The sequence below is a fragment of the Paenibacillus sp. ATY16 genome, from assembly GCF_003399985.2.
GTDB lineage: Bacteria > Bacillota > Bacilli > Paenibacillales > Paenibacillaceae > Pristimantibacillus > Pristimantibacillus glycanilyticus.
This window is the reverse complement of sequence record NZ_NMOK02000033.1, coordinates 186922-206596: the sequence shown is the minus strand read 5'-3', so window position 1 is coordinate 206596 and position 19675 is coordinate 186922. Positions and strand designations below refer to the sequence as shown.

Here is a 19675-nt window from a genome sequence, read left to right as displayed (position 1 = left end):
CGGGATTACTGGTAGACTGCATGAAATGCAGTATAACGCAACCAAAATGAACCAAAACCGCTGCTTCGTTGCATTTTTTACAGTATATTTCACTTATTGCACACCTTCTATCGCTTTGGCGGCATATATCCTGCATAATGTACAACATATCTCTACTTCATTAACTAATTAGATTAAATATGTTGTATTTCATACAACGTAGGGAGCACCACGGGGCGATAAACCTCCCCTTCTCTTACTCCCGCTCGTATTTCACAAGGTTAAATCCTTTGAATTTCAGCGTTAACCCGCCGTCAAGATCCTTAAGCTGCTCCACGGGAATAAAAGCGCTGTTTCTGCCGTTCCCGTCGTTTATCTGAAGCTTGATGCCGTTATCGGCATAATAGTCCGGCATAAACAAAACGTTGCTAAAGGAATGATCGCTATTAAAGATAGCGTCGGTTACAAAGCTGCCTTTGCCGTATAGATAAGTAGGATCAAACTTCAACTCGATATAAATATGATCCGAGTTCTGGGGCGGGTTGTACCACGCAACCGTTTCCAGGTAGATCTTCGTATGATTGCGGTTATAGATAAGCTTGTGCAGCCGGAACACCTCGCCTTGCTTCTTCGGAATATAGGCGGGATCAATGCGGAAATCCAGCTTCACCGATTGCTGCTGCCCCGCAATCCGGTAGCCGTTCCGCGAGAATATACGGTCTTCGATGACAGCCTGGGAATACCTCTCCTGCAGCATCGCGTGTACCGTTAGCAGCAAAGGTGTCATCATAAAAGCGATCAGCAAGGCTGCAAGGCTTTTTACGGTAAAGATCCGGTCAAGCGAATAGCCGCGTATGCGAATGTTCACCTTCCTCATAACCTCCTTCGGCTCTTATTCTCTTCCTTCTATTGTACTCGAGCTTAGGCCTATAAATATGCTTACTAGTAAAATTTAACCTTTCTTATCGTTACAAAAAAAATCCTGAAAGGAGCTTCGCCCTTTCAGGATCCTTACCATTTAATTTACCGCGCGGAAGCGGAATACCTTGCTCGAATAATCGCCATGGAAGAGTGGGGCCTGAATGCCGGCATGCATCAGCTCGTCGCCGCCGAATGCGCCTTCTTCTCCGTCGAGCACATAGTCGAAGTTCGGATCAAGGCCTTTCAGACGGAGGCGGTCCAGCTTCTGATTCGCCTCTTGAAGAACGGACACGTAAACGACAAACGCTTCGCTCTTGTCTTTGGAGACAAACATCCAAGCGGTCTCGTTGCCCTCAAACGGGCTAAGCAGACGGTAGAAGTCTCCGAATTGCACCAAAGGACGAACCTCTTTGTACAGGGCAACCTGCTTCTTCACGGCTTCTTTTTCTTCATCCGTAAACACGGTGAGGTCCAGCTCGTAACCGAAGTTGCCGGACAAAGCTACGTTTCCGCGGGTTTCAAGGGAGGCTTTACGGCCAACCTGATGGTTAGGAATCGCCGATACATGGGCTCCCATCGTGCTGATCGGATAAACGATGCTTGTGCCGTACTGGATTTTCAGACGGGATACCGCATCGGTATTATCGCTGGTCCAAGTCTGCGGCATGTAATACAGCATGCCCGGATCGAAACGTCCGCCGCCGCCCGAGCAGCTCTCGAACAGAATGTGCGGGAACGACGATGTAATCGTCTCGAGCACTTCATACAGTCCCAGCATGTAGCGGTGAGCCGTCTCGCGCTGGCGGTCTGCCGGCAGGAGAGCGGAACCGATCTCCGTCATGTTGCGGTTCATGTCCCATTTCACGTAAGTGATTGGCGCGCTCGACAGAATATCCGATACGGTCTTCACGATGTAGTCTCTAACATCCTGACGGGAGAAGTCGAGAATAAGCTGATTGCGGCCTTGCGATCTGCGGCGGCCTTCCACATGGAGGCACCAGTCCGGATGCGCCTTGTACAGCTCGCTCTCCGGCGAGATCATCTCCGGCTCGAACCATAAGCCAAATTGCATATCCAGGCGTTTCACCCGGGCAACCAGATCCTCGAGTCCGTTCGGCAGCTTGTTCTTGTCTACAAACCAGTCGCCAAGGGACGTTGTATCGTTATTGCGTTTGCCGAACCAGCCGTCGTCGAGCACGAACATTTCGATGCCAAGCTCTTTGCCCGCCGTAGCGATTGCTTCGATTTTATCCGCGTTGAAGTTGAAGTACGTCGCTTCCCAATTGTTGACGAGGATGGGACGGGTCTTGTCGCGGAATTCCCCGCGAACCAGTCTTGTGCGATACAGCTCATGATAAATGCGGGACATGCCGCCAAGTCCGTCAGGCGAGAACACCATAACCGCTTCCGGCGTCTGGAACTGCGCTCCGGCTTCCAGCTTCCAGTTGAAGTCGAACGGATTAATGCCGATAAACAAACGCGACGAATGGTATTGATCGACTTCAACGCCCGCGATAAAGCTGCCGCTGTATACAAGGTTAACGCCGTAAACATCGCCATGATCCTCGGTTGCGCCTTCGCTTAACAGGGCGAGGAACGGATTTTGCATATGGCTGGAGGAACCGCGTCGGCTCTCGACGGATTGCATGCCTGGCTCAAGCTTCCGCTTGTGCACGTAACGCTCGCGCGCCCATGCCCCGGACAATTGCAGCATTTCGAAGCGGTCATGGACGAAATCCACGCTCATGCTAAGCGCGCGCTGCAGATCAAGCGTCATCTCGCCGTTATTAATGAATTTCACAGAACGCGTAATTGCGTCATGATCCTCGAATACCGTATAGGACAATACCGCCTCAAGTCCGGTCAGGTCATCCTTCAGCGTCAACTCAAGCGTTTGCGCTTCCGAGTCCGACTCGACATAAACAGCCGGCAGGCCGTCGAGTTTCTTTTTCCCGCTGTAAATCTCGTGGGAGTGGTAAGTCAATTCCAGAATAGTGGAGCCGTTAGGCAGCTTCACTTGGTAAGCCGGCGAACGGAAATCGGTTGCCCCATAGGAAGGGTACTCCTGCGGCAAAGCATCCAGCGACAGATCCAGCTGGTTCTGGTCCGGATTCGGGCTGAACGAAGCTCTTTCCTTGATCTGGAGCAGGCGGTTAAGCTGCAGGCCTCTTACCTTCTTGCCCCAATAAATGTGAGCGGGATAACCCTGCTTCAGAATTTGAAACGCGTAGCTTGTGTTTTTGGATTGCAGATGAAATACACGGGTTTCTTGATCGTAAATAATAGCCATTGTTACGTTCCTCCTCATAAATGTAATAAAAAATTTACCTGATCGTTCCGCTGCTCTCCCGAACGATCAGCTTCGTGTTAATCGTAATATGCGAAGTGATTTCTCTTCCTTCTACTCGTTCAAGCAGCAGCTGAACGGCCGTCCGGCCCATCAGCTCGGTGTGGACGCGTACGGTTGTAAGCGGCGGCGTAAGGAAGGCGGATACCTCAATATCGTCGAAGCCGATGACCGCCATATCCTCCGGAACGCGAAGGCCGCGTTCATGAAGGGCACGAAGCGCGCCAACCGCCATCGGATCGCTGGCAACAAAGCAGGCCGTCGGCCGGTGCCCGTCGTCTAACATCCGAAGCATGGCTTCATACCCGCTATTCGAAGACCAATCCGCCAAATAAATGAGCTCCGGATTGTAAATACCCCGCTTCTGCTGCAGCTCCGAGAACAGTCTGGTCCGGGGATCCTCGTGCTGCCCGTCTTCGCGATGCTGGTCAGGATTCGAGCTGCCTCCGATAAAGCCAATCTCCGTATGCCCCAGCTCGTACAAATGGCGAAGCACTTCCTTCATCGCTTGGCCAAAGTTAAGCTGGACGGAATCGCAATCATCCGGGGTCTGGTCGTGATTGACGAAGATCACTCTGTCCTTATGCGGATACAGCCGGTATACCTCCTGCTCATCAACGGAGCCAACCACAATCAGCCCGTCCAGCTCTGTAAGCGGTGTCACCTCGGACTTCAGAACGCCGCGGATAACCTTATCGATTCCGATGCCAAGCTCCTCGCAGCGGGTTTCAATCCCGCGCCGGATGGCACCGAAGTATGGATCGCTGTGCTCATCCTCAAGCGTTGACCACATGACGAGGCCAACCTTTATCGTGGAGATCAGCTGATCCTGCTTCATTCGCTTGAGGCGAGCCGGCTTATATTGCAGCTGTTCGGCAATACTAAAGATGCGGCTGCGCGTCTCTTCGCTGACACTCAGCGACAAATCGTTATTCAGCACCCGCGATACCGTCGCAGGCGAGACGCCCGCTTCGCTTGCAATTTGTTTAATCGTAGCCATAAATGCCTCATTCATTAAAAATTTAGTTAATAAATTTACTAAACTACAAATAATATTGTAGCAAATAGCCGCGGAACACACAAGAGCGAAGCACGCGGAATGCCCAAGCGGCAATCGCAAGCTTCGCTCTATTTTGGCATGGGACTAATATTGCCCCCGCTCTTTATACTGCTCGGAAAGAGTAAGGGCGCTATCATAATCCGTGGCCGGAGCCAGGATTTGGAGGTCTTTGCCTTGGCCTTGGCCTGTTCCAACCGGTTCAAACAATAACAGCTTTACACTATCAAATTCACCTTGTTTCCATACGTTAGTAAATCCAATTAGAGTTGACGTGCTTATTGCGCCTGTCGCTTTGTATTGCTCATTAAAATAGGTAACAGAGCCCCAGCCCTCTTTAATATCCTTATAAAAGGTTACCGGGAACATTCGTGCCATCGTCAGCTTGTACTTCGCGACCTTTATACTTCCGGTGAATTGTTGATTACGAAACAGCTTCCGGTGCAAAGTTCCTTTTACCGTAACCGTCGTTTTATCTACCGTAGACGGATCTCCCGGCCGGAACTCCACTGCGGGATAAGTAAGATTTATTTTCTTCGGAAAATCGTATTTCCATACGATTAATCCAGCAAGAGCTAATAAAATAAATAGAACGATACCGGTTATTTTCAATCCTCTGTTCAGCATTAACGCCACGCCCTCTCCATTCTCAGAAATTACCATATGGAATAGAACGAGCGCAACAGCGAAAAAGGTTCAAAAAAAGGCTTTAGGTTCAATGAAACCCCAAAGCCTTGTACATTCGATTCAATCCAGTAAAAGGAGGCTAGAATGAGTTGATACTATTGCTAAGTTGGATTTACTCCAGTAAAAATCACCAAATGTGGCTTATAGCACTGAATTGGCTGATTATCCTGCATAGATTCCAACGTAGCACATGTTCCCAAGCGAAATCTTACTGGATGAATTCCAACGTAGCCCACTTGGTCAGCGCGCAGCAAAAGGACAATAAACTAATGCTCCACCAAACGCCCTTCCTCCAGATACAAAACGCGGTCGCATAACGGAAGAACCCGTTCATCGTGGGTCACCATAATAGCGGCTTTGCCCTGCTCCTTAGCCTCGCCCGCGATCATGCGCACAACATCCATCCCGCGGCTTGCGTCGAGGCTTGCCGTTGGTTCGTCCGCAAGCAGAACGGCCGGATCATTCATGAGCGCTCTCGCGATTGCGACGCGCTGGCGCTCTCCCCCGGACAGCTTCTCCGGATAGGCGCTGCGGCGGTGGGTCAAGCCCAGCTTCTGAAGCAGCTCCTTCGCCCTGCCCGTTGCCTTCTTTTTGTCCACTCCTCCCTGCTTTGCCACAAACAGCAGCTGCTCCTCCACTTTCAAATAAGGAATCAGATTAGCGCTTTGAAAAATAAATCCGAGCTTATGAAGCCTCATGTCCGACAGCTCCTGATGAGCTTTGCCGATGACCGATTGCCCGTCAACCAGCACATCGCCGCTTGTTGGCTCGAGAAGCGCTCCCGCAATGGAAAGGAACGTGCTTTTCCCGGAGCCGGACGGCCCCATCACGGCTACAAGCTCGCCTTCCGCAACGCTTACATTCAGATTATCCAGGACGACGCGCCGCATGCCGCCATCCTCGAACGAATGCGTTATATTTTGCAAAACGATCCGATGTCTCATGCCGCCGTCCTCCCTATTGCATCCAAGGCGTTTATTCGGCTCACTTTCCATACGGATAGCAAGGAGCCTGCCAGCGACATGGTCAGAAAAGCTCCGCTTGTAAGAGCAAGCGTAGAGGCGGGAAGCTGAAACGGCATGCCGCCAGGCAATACCGATTCCAACGCTTGAACCAGAAGCACGCTGATGGTCAAGCTTCCGAAGCATAAGAGCAGCACCTGCAGTGCCACGCTTCCGGCAAGATAAGAGGCGCGTGTACCGATTGCCTTCAGGATACCGAATTGGCTGCTCTTTTGAATCGTAATGACGTAAAAGAATACCGCCAGGACAAAAGCCGAAATGACAAACAGGAACACAATCATCATCATTAACGAACCCTGCTCTTCCTTATAGCCGGGGATGGCCGAAACTGCTTCCGATTTCGTCACAATCTCGTTATCCGGTAAGGCTGAGGCAAGGCGCTCGGCCTGCTGCTTGTCGGCTTTGACCGCAATAGCATTGTAAGTCGTGTCCGTTGACATCCCGCTCCTAGTCGCCGCTACCTGCTGGAGCTGCTGCCAATCATGCTCGCTTAAGAATACGGCGGGGGAATGACTGAACGATTCCCGGCTAACAAAGCCTTCTACCGTCCATTTCATGCCGGAGGCCAGATCAACAAGCGTTGAACCGATGCGGACTCCCGAGTCCTTTAACTTGCTGTCGACAAGCACGGAACCAACACCGGCCTCTGCGAGGGCGTTCCCCTGGGCAGCCGGCGGCGTAAGCCAGCCTTCAGGCTCCACGGCAAGAAGCGTCACATCAAGTTTATACCCTTCCAAGGTTACGGTTGTCATCCGGACGCCAAGCGGCTGCGCGTTGTTCTCTCCCGCGATCGATTTGGCCTGCTCCAGAACGTCCGCTCCAACCTGAGAGCGGGTAAACCGGTGGTTGGAATCCTTCTCCATTACAAAATGCGTAGCTTCCATATTTTCTATCGATGCCGCGTTGTCGTAAGCGAGTCCCCGCGCAAGTCCCGTAACGAACAGGACCAGAAAAGAGACCAGCAGCATAATCGTTGCGATAAGCGTATAACGGACTTTAGAAAACCTCATTTCCCGAATAGCCAAATACATGTTGCTTCCCTCCCTTTGATAGCTCAAGTGTAGGAAGCGAAAATGAACGGCGCGTGAACGAATGATTACAAATCGGGAAGTCTAACGGTAATACGAGTGCCCGCTCCGGGCGAACTCTCAACTTCGATGTTCCCGCCGTGCAGCTGCACGATCTTTTTCACGATAGCGAGTCCAAGGCCTGTCCGCCCCGAAGTCCGCTCGCGGGCACGGTCAACCCGGTAAAACCGGTCAAACAGAAAAGGAAGATGCTCGGGTGGAATGCCCTCCCCCGTATCCGAGAACACGATAACGATATGGGACAACGTCTTTTCCGCTAGCACCTCAATGCTTCTCCCAGGCGGAATATAGTTGATGGCATTGCCAAGCAGATTCATCCACACCTGCTGCAGCAGCACCTCGTCGCCATATAGCGTAAGGGAGTCGGGAACGGACAGCTTAAGCAGCAAATCCTTCTCCTCCAGCTGCCACTGCAGAACCTGCACGGCTTGGCGAATATGTTTATAGAGGGTAAAATGCTTTTTATTTAACGCTTCCTCACCCTGCTCCAGCGAGGATAGAAGCAACAGCTGCTTGCCGAGGATTGAGAGATGGCGGCTTTCCGCTTCGATAATATCGGCGTAATGCCTGCGTTCCTCGCTTGGAAGCTCTTGCTCCCTTAACACGGCTGCAAACCCCTGAATCGAAGTAAGCGGCGATTGAATTTCATGCGACACATTCGAAACGAACTGCTGGCGGGTCTGGTCCACGCGCTCGAGCTCTTTGCTCATGGTCATGAAATGCTCGGCAAGCTGGCCGATTTCATCGCGTCTTCTCGTGGGCAGACGAAGATTGTAATTCCCTTGCGCGATGCGCTTAGTCGCCTCCGTTAGCCTTGTAATCGGCTTGACCAAATAACGGGTACTGATCAGGAACAAGAGAATGCTGATGATTACCGTATACAAACCGACTAGCGCAAAAAAGGTTCGAAGCTCGCCAAATTGCAATAGAACGTCCGGCCGCATGAACAAGGCATAACTTTTCCCCGAGGACTGCACAAGCACGCCTACCGTATTGCTTAGCCGGTTATCGAAAAACCCGGTAATAAACGGTTTGTTCGGGAACTGCGCCACTCCGTGATAAACCTCTCCGCGGAGCACGAGAGCAACGGCCCGTTGATCGAGATCCTGCTCGCGAAAGCTTCTGCCGTAAAAATGGGCTTCTCCTTGACCGTCCGTCAAGTAAATCTCGTAACCAAGCGAAGCCGCGTTTTGCAAATAACGCTCCATCCCGGCAGGCTCCGTCTCGATAAAGCTTTTCATCTGCCGGGCAATCCCCACCAGCTTTTCATCGTTGAAAGACTTCAGCTTCATATGGTAATAAAGGTTGGACACCAGAAACCCGATAACGCTGCTGACCAGTATGACGGCCGCGGTGATCAGAAAAACCCGAAAGTAAAGAGATTTCATTTCCCCTTCACCTCAACCTTGTACCCGATCCCCCGTACCGTCTGGATGGTAAAATCTTCGGCGTAATCGGCAAAGCGCTGGCGGAGCCGCTTGATATGCACGTCTACGGTCCGGTCATCCCCTTCGAAATCCGCCGCCCACACGAGTCGAATCAGCTCCTCGCGGGAAAACAGCCGTCCCGGGTATTGAGCAAGCTGGGCGAGAAGCTCGAATTCCTTCATCGGCAGCAGCAGTACCGATTGGCCGTCGGTGACCTCTACATTTTTGCGGTCAATCGTGATGCGGTTCATACGGATGATATCATGGGATACCTGATTATAACGGCGGAACAGCGCTTTAACCCGGAACAGCAGCTCCTCCGGTTCAAAAGGCTTGGTCACGTAATCATCGGTTCCCCTCAGATAGCCCTGCTCTTTATCGGACAGCTGGTCTTTGGCCGTCAGCATAATAATCGGGATATCATAACGCTCCCGGATGTACTCGCATAGCTCGAATCCGTCTATCCGCGGCATCATCACATCAATAATGGCCAGGTTTACCGGTTCGCGCCGCATGACCTCCACCGCCTCGGCCCCATCCTGCGCTTCAAACACCTGATAGCCTTCGCGGGTCATCACGAAACGGACAAGCGCTCTAATATTCGGATCGTCGTCAGCCAGGAGCAAATGATACATCCTAGCAACCTCCTGTCCTATTCCAGTATTTTTCGTTGATAGCATAGCACATTACCGGGCAAACACAAACAGGACCTGACTTTAAGCAGCCAAGCAAAAAAAACAAGTTCCAGGGAATTTAATCTACCCTGGGACTTGTTCCGATTCTCCTATTTCAGTTCGTTGGGCTTCCGCCCCGAACGACTTCCGATACGCCTTGCGGACGGACCGTACGGGGAGGCAGGATTCTGTCGATAAACGGCGTTGTATCGATAGCCGCAATCCTCGTACGTCCCGGCCCCCAGCCGATAATGGCCCGCCAGCTGCCCAGCACGCCCTGCTCGGCCAGCTCCTGTTCGTTCACTTCTACGGTCTGCTCGGCATAAGGCGAGACATACAGCGCATCCGCCGGGCAATAAACCTCGCAGATGAAGCAGGTCTGGCAATCGCTTTGCCGGGCAATGACGGGAATGCCGTCCTCGCCTTTATCGAACACATTGGTCGGGCATACCTTAACGCAGATGCTGCAGGAAATGCACCGTTCCTCGCTGACTAATTCAATCATCCGGCCTGCACCCCCTCGGAAGCAGCCGCCGCCCCGGTTGGTACAACGTTGCTGCTTGTTTCCGGCACCTTCTCCGCCCGGACGCGGATCTCTTCGAGTCCCGAGACGAGAAGCCGATGCTGCTGCTCCTCGTCCTGACCAGGGTATTCCACCAGCACATGCAGTCCGCCGCTTCGGGATTCCTTCCGCGACAACGCTGCCGTATACATCCACCTAGCAGTTGCCGCCATCGCCGCGGTCTCGCGGGCGCGCACCTGATCCAGCATCGTTTGCGGCGCTTGATCATTCACCCGCTTCCATACCTCATCCAGCTGGCGCAAAGCGAGCTTCAGCCCCCGTTCGGTGCGGAAATAATTAATGCCAAGCGGAAGAACCTGACTCTGGATATCCTTGATCAGCTCCTGCGAAGACACGACGGAAGAAGCCGGGGCTGCGCTAAGCCCGTAGCGCCCGGCCGGCTTCAATTCGCGTTCCGCCGCGCTGCTCCGGTGAGACAAGGCATAAGCCGCTGCGCCTTTGCCCGCCCAGGTTCCCGAACAGATCGCCCATGATGCGTTAAAGGCGCCTCCGCCGGATGCCGAACCGGTAATACGCTCGCGAGTTGCCGCATCCCCTGCTGCGAACAATCCTCCTACCGTTGTGCTGCAGTCATCGCCAACAATCCGGATGCCGCCCGTGCCCCTTACCGTCCCTTCATAACGCAGCGTGAGCGGGAAAGGCTCGTTAAACACGTCAATTCCCGCGCGGTCATACGGCAGGAAGAAGATCGCATGGGATTTTCTTAAGAAGGCCTGCTTCTCCGGCGTATCCGCCTTGTTCATGATGGCATACACGGGTCCCGTGAGCAGAGCCTCAGCCAGAAAATCTCCCTGCCGCCCCGCAACGATTTCTTGACCGGTATGATCGTAATACGTTGCCCATCCAAGCAGTCTTGAGCGGGTATTGGAGCCAAAAGCCGGGGACGGAGCATACTTGCGGGTAAATTCCATCCCAGACAGCTCTACGCCAAGCTCGCCGGCCATTAAGTAACCGTCGCCGGTCAATACATTGCAGCCAAGGCCATTGCTCAGAAAAGCGCAGCCGCCCGTTGCGATAACAACGGCATTCGCGCGTACCTCCCAGGTCTGATTATCCTGCCGGGACACGCCGTGTGCGCCGCCAACGCCAAACTCGTCAACCAGCAGCTCGAGGGCCGGCGACTGGTCGAGCACTTTGACCCCGGCACGCTTCACAACCTTGCGCATTATCGACATGTATTCCGGACCGTGAAGATGATCCCGCATCGGAGTACCGTTCTCGTCGCGAACGAACGGATAGCCCCACTGCTCGATCAGCTCCATGTTGGTATATACCTGGTCAAGCACCCGGTGAATCCATGCCGGCTCCGCCAAATACCCGCCCTGCTTCATTCGCTCTTCCACGGCACGCTTTCTCATTTCTTCGTCAGGCGGCAAATAAAGCAGATTCGTGCCTCCCGGAGCCGTTGCACCGCTGCTGCCAAGGAAACCCTTGTCTGCCAGTACGACCTTGGCGCCGTTAGTGGCCGCGCTCCAAGCCGCCCAAGCTCCGGCTGGACCGCCGCCAATCACAAGCACATCCGCGGTCAGCCGCCGCTCTGCTGAATCACTCATCTTCCTTCCTCCTTATCCCATGAAAAGAGGCACTTGAATTTCTTCAAGCGCCTTTCTCTTTTATAGCAGCTTCTCTGCGAAAAAGTTAATCGTCGCCTGCAGCGCCGTTTGCAGCTGTGCGTTTGCGCCTCCATACGGATGTACCGTATTAAAGGTATGGTCGGCTCCTTGCACAAGCACATATTGCTGATGCGGAGCTTCTTCCTGGAAATAGCGCAGCTGTTCCAGCAGCGGTTCCCGATCCAGGTCTCCCTGCACAATCAAGGCAGGAAGCTGCAGACCGGTAAAAGCATCGCGTATGTTGAAGCGCGCTTCGTTCCTCTGCCAATCCTCCTGAACCGTCAGATCCAGCAGGCTGACCGTTTCTCCGGCCGGCAGGTGGCGGGATGGAGGAGGTCCTCCGTTCCACACCGCCAAAGCGGCTATTTGTTCCGGTTTCTCGCTGGCAGTCAGGATGCTGCTTCCTCCTGCTCTGCTGTGTCCTAGCAGCCCGACCTTTGCCCGGTCGGCTGCTTGAGCCTGCGGCAAATCGCCGTTTAATACCGCGCGAAGCACCGTCTCCAAATCATCAAGCTCCTGGGAGAAGGTTGATGCGGCTGCAATCGACGCTTCCTCCAAGCCGTCTTCCCTGGCAGCAATACGGGAGAAATTGTAGCTGACCGCATAGAAACCCTCTTCAGCCAAACGGCTCGTCACATCCGGCCAGAATGCCCAGTCCTTATAGCCTCTAAAGCCATGACTTACGATAATAACCGGATGCGGCTTGCCGTCATCCAAGGTTTTCACTTCGCCCTGCAAACGGATGCCCTTGCTTGAATACAACGTAAAGGACTGGACGGTCAGCGTATCTTTTCCCATATAACAATTCCTCTCCTATCCGATCAATCGGTTACTTCACTTCCCAATCCTCGATCTTGTAATCCTTTTTCGCCAGCCCTTCCTCTACAAGGAAGTCCTTCGTCCCCGTAATCCGCGTAATCCCTTCCGCCGGGAACGGCTCAACTGTAATATCGCTGATCGGGCTTACCTTCTTCGCCAGGTCTACGGTCGTTTTGTTCAGATCGGCAATAAACTGGTAATATTCATCTTCATGTTGCTTTAAATCTTCCAGCGCTTTTTGACGAGCTTCGTTCCACACTTTAGGGAAATCCGGGAATTTCTTCAGGTAGCTCTCCGATACAACCGTTACGCCCGTGCCATGTAGCTCCGGATGCTTGGTGGAATCGTCGATCAGCGTATACCCTTGGCCAAGCAGCTTCTGCGCGGTATAACCCGTGTTGGTCATCGCATCCACGTCGCCTTTAGCAAGCGCTGCTTGAGCGTCCGGGATAAGCATATGGACAAGCTTGTAGTCCGTCACGCCGGCTTGCTTCAGCAGACCAACAACGTAACGGTGCATGTAGGAGCCCTTTTGAATCGCAATCGTCTTGCCCTTCAGCTCTTCGACCGTCTTTGGTCCGTTTGGTCCCGAAATCAGGTAACCGATATTGGTAATCGTCGTTTGATTGATCAGTCTGGTCTTTGCCCCGGAAGCAGCCGCAATAATGGCCGGAGTATCGCCCAAGCCGCCAAAATCAAGACGTCCGCTGATCAGCGATTCCGTCTGGTCAGGACCGTTCGGGAAGCCCGTCAGCTTCACTTCCTCGATGCCGTATTTTTTCAATTCCGCTTGAATGATGCCTTTATAAAAGCCCCAGCCTTCCGCTCCGCCGGGAAGATTCTTATCATTGCTTCCGATGTAACCATAATTGAGAACGGCCGGCACTTTGCTGTCCTTGTCCGCGGCGGCTGCCGTCTCCGTTCCCGTTGATGCGCTGGCGCCGGCATTGGCGCTGTCCTTCGCGTTCCCATTCGAGCTATTGTTGGCTCCGCAAGCCTGCAGCCATGCCGTCGCCATAATCAGCACCGCGATCAGCGCTAGTCTAACCGGTCCGCGTAATCCTATTTGTTTTTCTCTGCTCATATGAAACAGACTCCTCTCGGTAATTAAGTATGTGTTGGTTAAAACTTTGCAAACTTCGATAATTGGTACATATAATCATGCGACGCGACCGGCGTTCTGCCTTTGCCCCAGCCGACCTTCTCCCGGTATCCGCCAAGCAGACCCTGCCGCTCCGCTTCCTGCTCGGTAATGCCGATAAGCTGCTCCGAATCCGGCGCAACGTACAATGCGTCAACCGGGCAGTACAGCTCGCACATAAAGCAGGTCTGGCATTCGTCCTGCCTGGCGATGACGGGAATCCCGTCATCGCCCCGGTCGAATACGTTCGTCGGGCATACCGATACGCATTGATTGCAGGATACGCACCGGCTCTCGCTGACAACCTCAATCATGGTGCAATAACCTCCTTCTCGGTACGCGCTTCTTCATGGACGGCTTCCGGCTTCACCCACACTTGATCCAACCCGCCGCTAATGAGCCGGTAATGCTGGCCGGCATCCTGCGTTGGGAAGTCTTCGCGCTTATGCATGCCGCGTGTCTCCGTCCGGGCAAGCGCGGAATTGTACATCCATCTTGCGGTTGCGGTCATAGCCTGCGCTTCGCGTGCTTTCACCCCGCCTGCCGAACGCTCCACCGCCTGATTCCGCTGATCCTTCCACAGTCCGTCAAGCCGCTCAAGCGAGCCCTTCAGCCCTTGTTCCGTGCGGAACAAGTTGCGGTCGTACGGCGCTACTTCCTCTTGCACGGCGCGGACAATCTCCTCCGTCTTCCTCGGAGACGTTGCAGCCGCGCTTGTAATAACGGAAGTGGAAGCACTCTGCAGCTTGCGGCCCGCCGCATGCTCACCAAGCTTTTTCGCATAAGCGGCGGCGCCTTCCCCGGCAAAAGAACCCGAAGACATCGCCCATGCCGCGTTATGGCTGCCGCCGCCGGTGAAACCGCCGCAGATCAGCTCGCGTGTTGCCGCATCGCCCGCTGCATAGAGGCCCGGCACCGATGTGGCGCAGGTCTCGTCGGTAATGCGGATACCGCCCGTTCCGCGGACCGTGCCTTCCAGCCTCAGCGTTACCGGGAACAAATCGGTGAAAGGATCAATTCCGCGGCGGTCGAACGGCAGGAAGAAGTTCGTCTGGTTCACCCGCAGCAGCGGCTTGATCTCCTCCGGAGCAAGATCCAGCTTCGCGTACACCTGTTGGCCTTCCAGCAGCTTGCGGGCAATAATCGAGCGGCCGCGCTTCGAACCCGCTCCCTCTACAGGCGTTCCGTCCTCATAATAGAAGGAGGCATAGGAGTAATAGGCGGTTTTCGTCACCGAGGAAAACGTCGGGCTAATCGCGTAAGCGTTCGAGAATTCCATGCCCGACAGCTGGGCGCCCGTCTCCGCCGCGAGCAAGTAACCATCGCCGGTCAGCACGTTGCAGCCAAGCGCCTTGCTTAAGAACGCGCAGCCGCCGGTTGCGATCACAACGGCTCCGGCATGCACGGTCCAGGCATCGCCCGTTTGCGTTTGCACGCCGGACGCGCCGCCAACGCCGTGTTCGTCCACAAGCAGCTCGAGAGCGGGGCTATGATCCAAAATTTTGACGCCCGCCTTTTTCACCAGCTTGCGCATCAGACGCATATACTCGGGACCTTGGAGTCCCCGTTTGTGCAGCTCGCCGTCATCATCCTTCGGAAAAGGATATCCGGCATGGCCAAGCCGGTTCATATTCTCGTACGTCCGGTCAAGTACCCTGTCCATCCAGCGGTGCTCGGCAAGCCGGCCGCCCATTTCGTAACGGCTGGCTTTCGCCTCCTCGCGCAGCCGATCCTCCGGCTTCACATACCAGACGCCGGTGCCCGAAGGTGCCGTCGCCCCGCTTGAGCCGCAATAGCCCTTGTCGGCCAGAATAACCTTCGCGCCTTGCGAAGCCGCCGTAATGGCCGCCCATGTTCCCGCGGGCCCGCCTCCGATGACAAGAACATCCGCTTGCAATTGAATAGCACCGTTTGGCATGACTATCGACATTTCGTTTTTCCCCCTTAAATAATTAATTGAATATTCCGACTATTGACCTATTGAAACAGCCTCTCCGGCGAGAACAGCTCGGGAATGCCGTTGAGGCATTAGCCCTTATAGCTGTCGCGCCAGTTCAGCCAGCGAATCTCCACGCTCTTCATAACGGAATCAATGAGCTTGCCGATTACCGCGAATATAATAATGCCGACAAAAATAACGGAGGTTTCCGAGTTCTGTTTGGCCTCATTGATAAGGAAGCCAATACCTGAACGGGAGCCGATCAGCTCGGCTACGACAAGCCCAATCCAGGATACCGCAAGCGAGATTCGCACACCGATCAGAATATCGGGAAGCGCAGCCGGAAGGATCAGCCGGGTCAGCCGCTTGAGCGGACTGAAGCCCAGAATGCGCGATACTTCAAACAGCTTATTGTCCACATTGCGGATGCCGAGGAACGTGTTGATATAAAGCGGGAAAAACGAGCCGGATACGATTATGGCGATTTTGGACGTTTCCCCGAAACCAAACCACAGAATAATAAGCGGAGCAATGGCAAGATGCGGGACAAGCCGTAATACTTGGATGCTTGGATCCAGCAGGTATTGGGCTTTCCGGAACAGCCCTGTCAGCAATCCGAACAGGAGTCCCGCCGCCCCTCCGATCAGAAAGCCTAGACCGGCCCGCCCCATGCTGACGAGCAGATGATGGAGAAGATTTTCCGAGGTGGCCAGCGTCCCGAACGCCCGAAGAATCGAGGCCGGCGACGGCATAAACATAGGCGAGATATACCCGGCCGAAGCGGCGATCTGCCATAAAACAAGAAGCGCGGCCGGAATCGCCGCCCCTATTGCGATGTCTTTCAGGACGGCTGCCGCAAGCTTGGTTGACCAACGCCGCTTACGCTTTGCTGCTCCTTTTTCCGCGGTTCTCTCCCCTCCGGCTAACCCCGCTTCCGGTGCCGCTTGAGGAGAAACAATCGCTTCAAGTGAATTGCTCATGATTTTCTTGCCTCCCTTCTAGCCGTTGTAACGGTCCTTCCATCTGAGCAGCCGGCGCTCGATCAAGGCGAGCAGCGTGTCGGTGAACAGCCCAAGAGCGGCGAAAATAAAGATTCCTACAAAGACCACCGGGGTATCCGCAAACTGCCTGGCATCCGACATCATGTAACCAATCCCGGAGGTTGAAGCGATCAGCTCCGCAACGACGAGACCAAGCCAGGATAACCCGATCGACAAACGTGCGCCCAGGATAATATTAGGCAGAGCCGCCGGCAGGATCAGCCTTGTAATTTGCTTCAAGCGGCTGAAGCCCTTCACTCTCGCCACTTCGAACAGCTTGTTGTCCACATTGCGGATTCCGAGGAACGTATTGATGTACAGCGGGAAAAAGGCGCTTTTGGCAATAAGCAGCACTTTGGATTCCTCGCCGATGCCGAACCATAAAATAAATAGCGGCACAACGGCAAGGCTTGGGATCATCCGAATCATCTGGATCGATGGATCAAGCAGCTTTTCCGTCCGTCGGAACAAGCCAACCGCAAGGCCAAACAACAAGGCCAGCGAGCCGCCAAGCGCGAAACCAAGCAAAGCCCTTGTTACGCTAATCTGGATATTGGACCATAGGTCGCCTGACGATGCCAAGGAAACGCCGGCCTCCGCAATCGTATAAGGCGTCGGGAACAGCAGCTCCGAAATATAGCCGTAATGCCCAAGCACCTGCCATAAGACCAGCAGCGTTACCGGAAATATAAGCGCCAGCCCCGTTAACGTCAGCTTGCCAGGCGTTTTCCCCGCTGCCGCAGCTTGACTGCTCATCTTTATCACCACTTTCCCCTAAAATAAAAAAGAGGCATCCTCATATAAAACAAGAGAATGCCTCCGTTAGAACGGTGGACAAATTTATTAATTTCGTTAATTCCTATTGATTAACTGTGGTATAAGAGTAGCATGGGGATTTTACACTGTCAATACATCGCGGAAAATTCCTTACATGCAAAAAAAAGCATCACAGCCTTAATGGCCATGATGCTTTTTCATTAAGCTGCGGCTGCAGCGTTTTTGGAACGTTTCGCTTGTTTGCGAATGATAAGGGTGAACGGAATCGCGATAACCGCGATATAAGTCGCAATCGTAAAGACGTCATTCACGCTAAGCGTAAAGGCGAACAGCGGAATGACCTTTGCGTTTTCCGTGCCGGCTTGCGTCAAATCGGACACATGCGTAATGGTATGGGAAGCCAGCAGCGAGGTGAACAAGGCGATTGCAAAGGAGCCGCCTACGTTACGCACCCAGTTGGTTACCGAGGATGCATGCCCCACCATTTGCGGCGGAATTTCTTCCATGCCGGCCGTGCTTGTTGCCGCTGCGGCAAACGATACCCCAAGGTTACGGACCGCCATCCAGAAAATCACGTAAAAATGCGAGCTGTCCGTATGCAGATGAGTCATCTCGTAGCTGCCGAGAATAATAAGCACAAGCCCGCCGATCGTCATCCATTTCGCTCCAACGCGCGGGTACAGCTTGCCGGCAATCGGCATCGCCAGCGCCATGACAAGAGACGACGGCAGCAGAATAAGCCCCGTGTCCATCGGCGTGATTTGCTGCACGTTTTGCAGGAATAACGGAACAAGCAAGGTGCCCGAATACAGGCTGATCGTAATAATCGTGTTGGCTACCAGCGTAATCGAGAAGCGGTAGTTGCCGAACACTCTCAGGTTAAGCAAAGGATTCTGCGTTCTAAGCTCATGCCAGATAAAGAGCACCAGCATAACCGCTCCAAGGCCAAACAGGCCCAGCACTTTCGCGGAATCCCAGCCCCATTGCCGCCCTTCGCTCAGGGCAAGCAGCAGCGCTACGCTGCTGAGCACAACGGTTGTAAGACCAAGCTTATCGAGAACCTTAGCCGTTCCGATTCTAACATCCGGAATCATCGCGATAATAAACAGGATCGCCACGATGCCGATTGGCACGTTCATAAAGAAAATCCAGCGCCAGTCGAACTGCTGAATGAGCCAGCCGCTGAGCGTAGGGCCAAATGCCGGCGCAAGCATGCCGGACAACCCCCAGATACTTACGGCAAACGGCTGTTTTTCCTTCGGAATGATCTGAAAAATAATGGTCATGGTCGCAGGCATAACAAGCCCCGTAAAGATGCCTTGGATAATCCGGAAGGCAATCAGCGAACCGGCATTCCAGGAAAAGCCGCACAACAAGGAGAAAATAACAAACCCGATCATGGCATACAGATAGACGTTCTTGTAGCCGAATTTATCCCCCAAATAACCCGACAACGGCGCGATCGTTCCCAAGGAAAGCATAAAGCCCGTCAAGGTCCACTGCACCGTGCTTAGGTCCGAGTGGAAATCCTGCATAAAGATCGTAAGCGCGACATTAATGGTGCTGATCCCGAGAATACTCAGGAAGGCGCCAAAAAATATGGCAATCATAATCGGCCAGAACCGGATATTCTGGCTGGATGATGTATTCATTTGTTCCTCTTCTCCTATCTCTTATGGCCGAATGGCCTACTGTAGAAATGATCATACTGCAAAAAGTAGCCAAAGTAAACTCATTTACATAAAATTAGTTTAGTTTGACTATTTGGTTCATTTCTTTATCCGGCATAATCGTGTATACTCTTACATAGGAAGAGAGGTTGGAACCTTTATGGATACAACGGGTGAAACGCAAAGCTGCCGATATACCGATGAAACGACCAAAAACAAATATGTCGCCAAGCTGTTGCATCCCATAAAGTCAAACGGCTTTCAGGGACTTCGCATGGATGACATCGCCAAGGCGATGGATCTGTCCAAAGCGACATTATATAAATATTTTCCTTCCCGCGACGAGATCATTGAGCGGCTGACAGACCTTTATATTAAGTATGTAGTTTGCGATGAAGCAAAGCTGCTGGAAGGAAGCCCCGAGGCTTATATCAAGGGCTTTCAGTCCACCTTCTCGCAGACGCTTATTATTGCGAACTACGGCACGGAGCCCTTTTTCCAGGATTTGCGCGAAATCTATCCGCAGCTGCTGGCCTCGATCGAAGTATCGATCAGTGACCGCAACGGCCGGCTTCGGGCGTTCTACGAACGGGGCATGGCCGAAGGGTATATGAACGATTTGAATGCGATGCTTATCATCCTGCAAGACGAGCTTATGTTCCAGAAGCTGCTCGATCCGCATTATTTGATGAGGCACAACCTCACGCTTCGGGGCGCCATTTGGGATTACTACCAGATCAAGAAGCAGCAGCTGTTCAAGCCTGACGTGCTTGCCCAGATTAACGATGAAGCGATGTCGGAGAAGGTGGATTCCCTGGTTCGGAAAATTACGTACGGGGTCTCTTAAGCAGCAAATGCAGCAAACGAATAAAGGCAGCTATCGGACTCATC

Annotated in this window: 18 protein-coding genes; 1 reads left to right on the top strand and 17 read right to left on the bottom strand. The window is 53.3% G+C overall.

Annotated elements, in window-relative coordinates:
* Positions 1-235: 235 nt before the first annotated feature.
* The 17 genes from CFI03_RS19570 to CFI03_RS19490 form a co-directional block, all read right to left on the bottom strand.
* Complete coding sequence (locus tag CFI03_RS19570) at positions 236-847, bottom strand: hypothetical protein (RefSeq protein ID WP_248758799.1); 612 nt, start codon at positions 845-847, stop codon at positions 236-238.
* A gap of 150 nt (positions 848-997) precedes the next feature.
* The gene (locus CFI03_RS19565; RefSeq protein ID WP_248758797.1) at positions 998-3190 is read right to left on the bottom strand and encodes an alpha-galactosidase; all 2193 of its coding nucleotides are present in this window, start codon (positions 3188-3190) and stop codon (positions 998-1000) included.
* A 34-nt stretch (positions 3191-3224) separates the two neighbouring features.
* Entirely contained in the window at positions 3225-4247 is a 1023-nt protein-coding gene (locus tag CFI03_RS19560) for a LacI family DNA-binding transcriptional regulator (protein ID WP_248758795.1), read from the bottom strand.
* Positions 4248-4391: 144 nt separating this feature from the next.
* Positions 4392-4931, bottom strand: a complete 540-nt coding sequence (locus tag CFI03_RS19555) for a hypothetical protein (RefSeq protein ID WP_248758794.1) — start codon at positions 4929-4931, stop codon at positions 4392-4394.
* Between the two features lie 326 nt (positions 4932-5257).
* Positions 5258-5935: an ABC transporter ATP-binding protein gene (locus CFI03_RS19550; protein WP_248758792.1), complete on the bottom strand. Its 678-nt coding sequence runs from the start codon at positions 5933-5935 to the stop codon at positions 5258-5260.
* The gene (locus CFI03_RS19545; RefSeq protein WP_248758790.1) at positions 5932-7044 is read right to left on the bottom strand and encodes an ABC transporter permease; all 1113 of its coding nucleotides are present in this window, start codon (positions 7042-7044) and stop codon (positions 5932-5934) included. Before CFI03_RS19545 ends, CFI03_RS19550 begins: the two co-directional genes overlap by 4 nt.
* A 65-nt stretch (positions 7045-7109) precedes the next feature.
* Positions 7110-8489 (bottom strand): sensor histidine kinase, encoded by a 1380-nt coding sequence (locus tag CFI03_RS19540; RefSeq protein ID WP_248758789.1) that lies wholly within the window; start codon positions 8487-8489, stop codon positions 7110-7112.
* Positions 8486-9163 carry a response regulator transcription factor gene (locus CFI03_RS19535; RefSeq protein ID WP_201007713.1) on the bottom strand — a complete coding sequence of 226 codons (678 nt, stop codon included), beginning with the start codon at positions 9161-9163 and terminating at the stop codon, positions 8486-8488. The genes CFI03_RS19540 and CFI03_RS19535 overlap by 4 nt, the downstream gene beginning before the upstream one ends.
* A gap of 154 nt (positions 9164-9317) precedes the next feature.
* Positions 9318-9707 carry a 4Fe-4S dicluster domain-containing protein gene (locus tag CFI03_RS19530; protein WP_248758787.1) on the bottom strand — a complete coding sequence of 130 codons (390 nt, stop codon included), beginning with the start codon at positions 9705-9707 and terminating at the stop codon, positions 9318-9320.
* On the bottom strand, positions 9704-11338 hold the full coding sequence (locus tag CFI03_RS19525) for an FAD-dependent oxidoreductase (RefSeq protein ID WP_248758786.1): 1635 nt from the start codon (positions 11336-11338) through the stop codon (positions 9704-9706). The genes CFI03_RS19530 and CFI03_RS19525 overlap by 4 nt, the downstream gene beginning before the upstream one ends.
* Positions 11339-11398: 60 nt before the next feature.
* On the bottom strand, positions 11399-12196 hold the full coding sequence (locus tag CFI03_RS19520; RefSeq protein WP_248758783.1) for an alpha/beta hydrolase family protein: 798 nt from the start codon (positions 12194-12196) through the stop codon (positions 11399-11401).
* A gap of 31 nt (positions 12197-12227) precedes the next feature.
* A complete protein-coding gene (locus CFI03_RS19515; protein WP_248758780.1) occupies positions 12228-13301 on the bottom strand; it encodes an ABC transporter substrate-binding protein in 1074 nt (357 codons plus the stop codon).
* 38 nt (positions 13302-13339) lie between these two features.
* A complete protein-coding gene (locus CFI03_RS19510; RefSeq protein WP_127492734.1) occupies positions 13340-13672 on the bottom strand; it encodes a 4Fe-4S dicluster domain-containing protein in 333 nt (110 codons plus the stop codon).
* Positions 13669-15288, bottom strand: coding sequence for an FAD-dependent oxidoreductase (locus tag CFI03_RS19505; protein WP_248758776.1), 1620 nt, complete (start codon positions 15286-15288; stop codon positions 13669-13671). Before CFI03_RS19505 ends, CFI03_RS19510 begins: the two co-directional genes overlap by 4 nt.
* Positions 15289-15386: 98 nt before the next feature.
* Positions 15387-16277 (bottom strand): ABC transporter permease, encoded by an 891-nt coding sequence (locus tag CFI03_RS19500; RefSeq protein ID WP_248758775.1) that lies wholly within the window; start codon positions 16275-16277, stop codon positions 15387-15389.
* Positions 16278-16295: 18 nt separating this feature from the next.
* Positions 16296-17093: an ABC transporter permease gene (locus CFI03_RS19495; protein WP_248758774.1), complete on the bottom strand. Its 798-nt coding sequence runs from the start codon at positions 17091-17093 to the stop codon at positions 16296-16298.
* 221 nt (positions 17094-17314) lie between these two features.
* Positions 17315-18766 (bottom strand): MDR family MFS transporter, encoded by a 1452-nt coding sequence (locus tag CFI03_RS19490; protein ID WP_127492725.1) that lies wholly within the window; start codon positions 18764-18766, stop codon positions 17315-17317.
* A gap of 178 nt (positions 18767-18944) precedes the next feature.
* Here CFI03_RS19490 and CFI03_RS19485 point away from each other — a divergent pair, with 178 nt between their 5' ends.
* Positions 18945-19631 carry a TetR/AcrR family transcriptional regulator gene (locus CFI03_RS19485; RefSeq protein ID WP_248758773.1) on the top strand — a complete coding sequence of 229 codons (687 nt, stop codon included), beginning with the start codon at positions 18945-18947 and terminating at the stop codon, positions 19629-19631.
* Positions 19632-19675 lie beyond the last annotated feature (44 nt).

Excerpts from the sequence above, each read along its gene's own strand:
- CFI03_RS19555 (WP_248758794.1), bottom strand. The coding sequence starts at position 4,931 with ATGCTGAACAGAGGATTGAAAATAACCGGTATCGTTCTATTTATTTTA.
- CFI03_RS19500 (WP_248758775.1), bottom strand. The coding sequence starts at position 16,277 with ATGAGCAATTCACTTGAAGCGATTGTTTCTCCTCAAGCGGCACCGGAA.
- CFI03_RS19535 (WP_201007713.1), bottom strand. The coding sequence starts at position 9,163 with ATGTATCATTTGCTCCTGGCTGACGACGATCCGAATATTAGAGCGCTT.
- CFI03_RS19565 (WP_248758797.1), bottom strand. The coding sequence starts at position 3,190 with ATGGCTATTATTTACGATCAAGAAACCCGTGTATTTCATCTGCAATCC.
- CFI03_RS19550 (WP_248758792.1), bottom strand. The coding sequence starts at position 5,935 with ATGAGACATCGGATCGTTTTGCAAAATATAACGCATTCGTTCGAGGAT.
- CFI03_RS19510 (WP_127492734.1), bottom strand. The coding sequence starts at position 13,672 with ATGATTGAGGTTGTCAGCGAGAGCCGGTGCGTATCCTGCAATCAATGC.
- CFI03_RS19560 (WP_248758795.1), bottom strand. The coding sequence starts at position 4,247 with ATGGCTACGATTAAACAAATTGCAAGCGAAGCGGGCGTCTCGCCTGCG.
- CFI03_RS19520 (WP_248758783.1), bottom strand. The coding sequence starts at position 12,196 with ATGGGAAAAGATACGCTGACCGTCCAGTCCTTTACGTTGTATTCAAGC.
- CFI03_RS19525 (WP_248758786.1), bottom strand. The coding sequence starts at position 11,338 with ATGAGTGATTCAGCAGAGCGGCGGCTGACCGCGGATGTGCTTGTGATT.
- CFI03_RS19495 (WP_248758774.1), bottom strand. The coding sequence starts at position 17,093 with ATGAGCAGTCAAGCTGCGGCAGCGGGGAAAACGCCTGGCAAGCTGACG.
- CFI03_RS19490 (WP_127492725.1), bottom strand. The coding sequence starts at position 18,766 with ATGAATACATCATCCAGCCAGAATATCCGGTTCTGGCCGATTATGATT.
- CFI03_RS19530 (WP_248758787.1), bottom strand. The coding sequence starts at position 9,707 with ATGATTGAATTAGTCAGCGAGGAACGGTGCATTTCCTGCAGCATCTGC.
- CFI03_RS19505 (WP_248758776.1), bottom strand. The coding sequence starts at position 15,288 with ATGTCGATAGTCATGCCAAACGGTGCTATTCAATTGCAAGCGGATGTT.
- CFI03_RS19515 (WP_248758780.1), bottom strand. The coding sequence starts at position 13,301 with ATGAGCAGAGAAAAACAAATAGGATTACGCGGACCGGTTAGACTAGCG.
- CFI03_RS19545 (WP_248758790.1), bottom strand. The coding sequence starts at position 7,044 with ATGTATTTGGCTATTCGGGAAATGAGGTTTTCTAAAGTCCGTTATACG.
- CFI03_RS19485 (WP_248758773.1), top strand. The coding sequence starts at position 18,945 with ATGGATACAACGGGTGAAACGCAAAGCTGCCGATATACCGATGAAACG.
- CFI03_RS19540 (WP_248758789.1), bottom strand. The coding sequence starts at position 8,489 with ATGAAATCTCTTTACTTTCGGGTTTTTCTGATCACCGCGGCCGTCATA.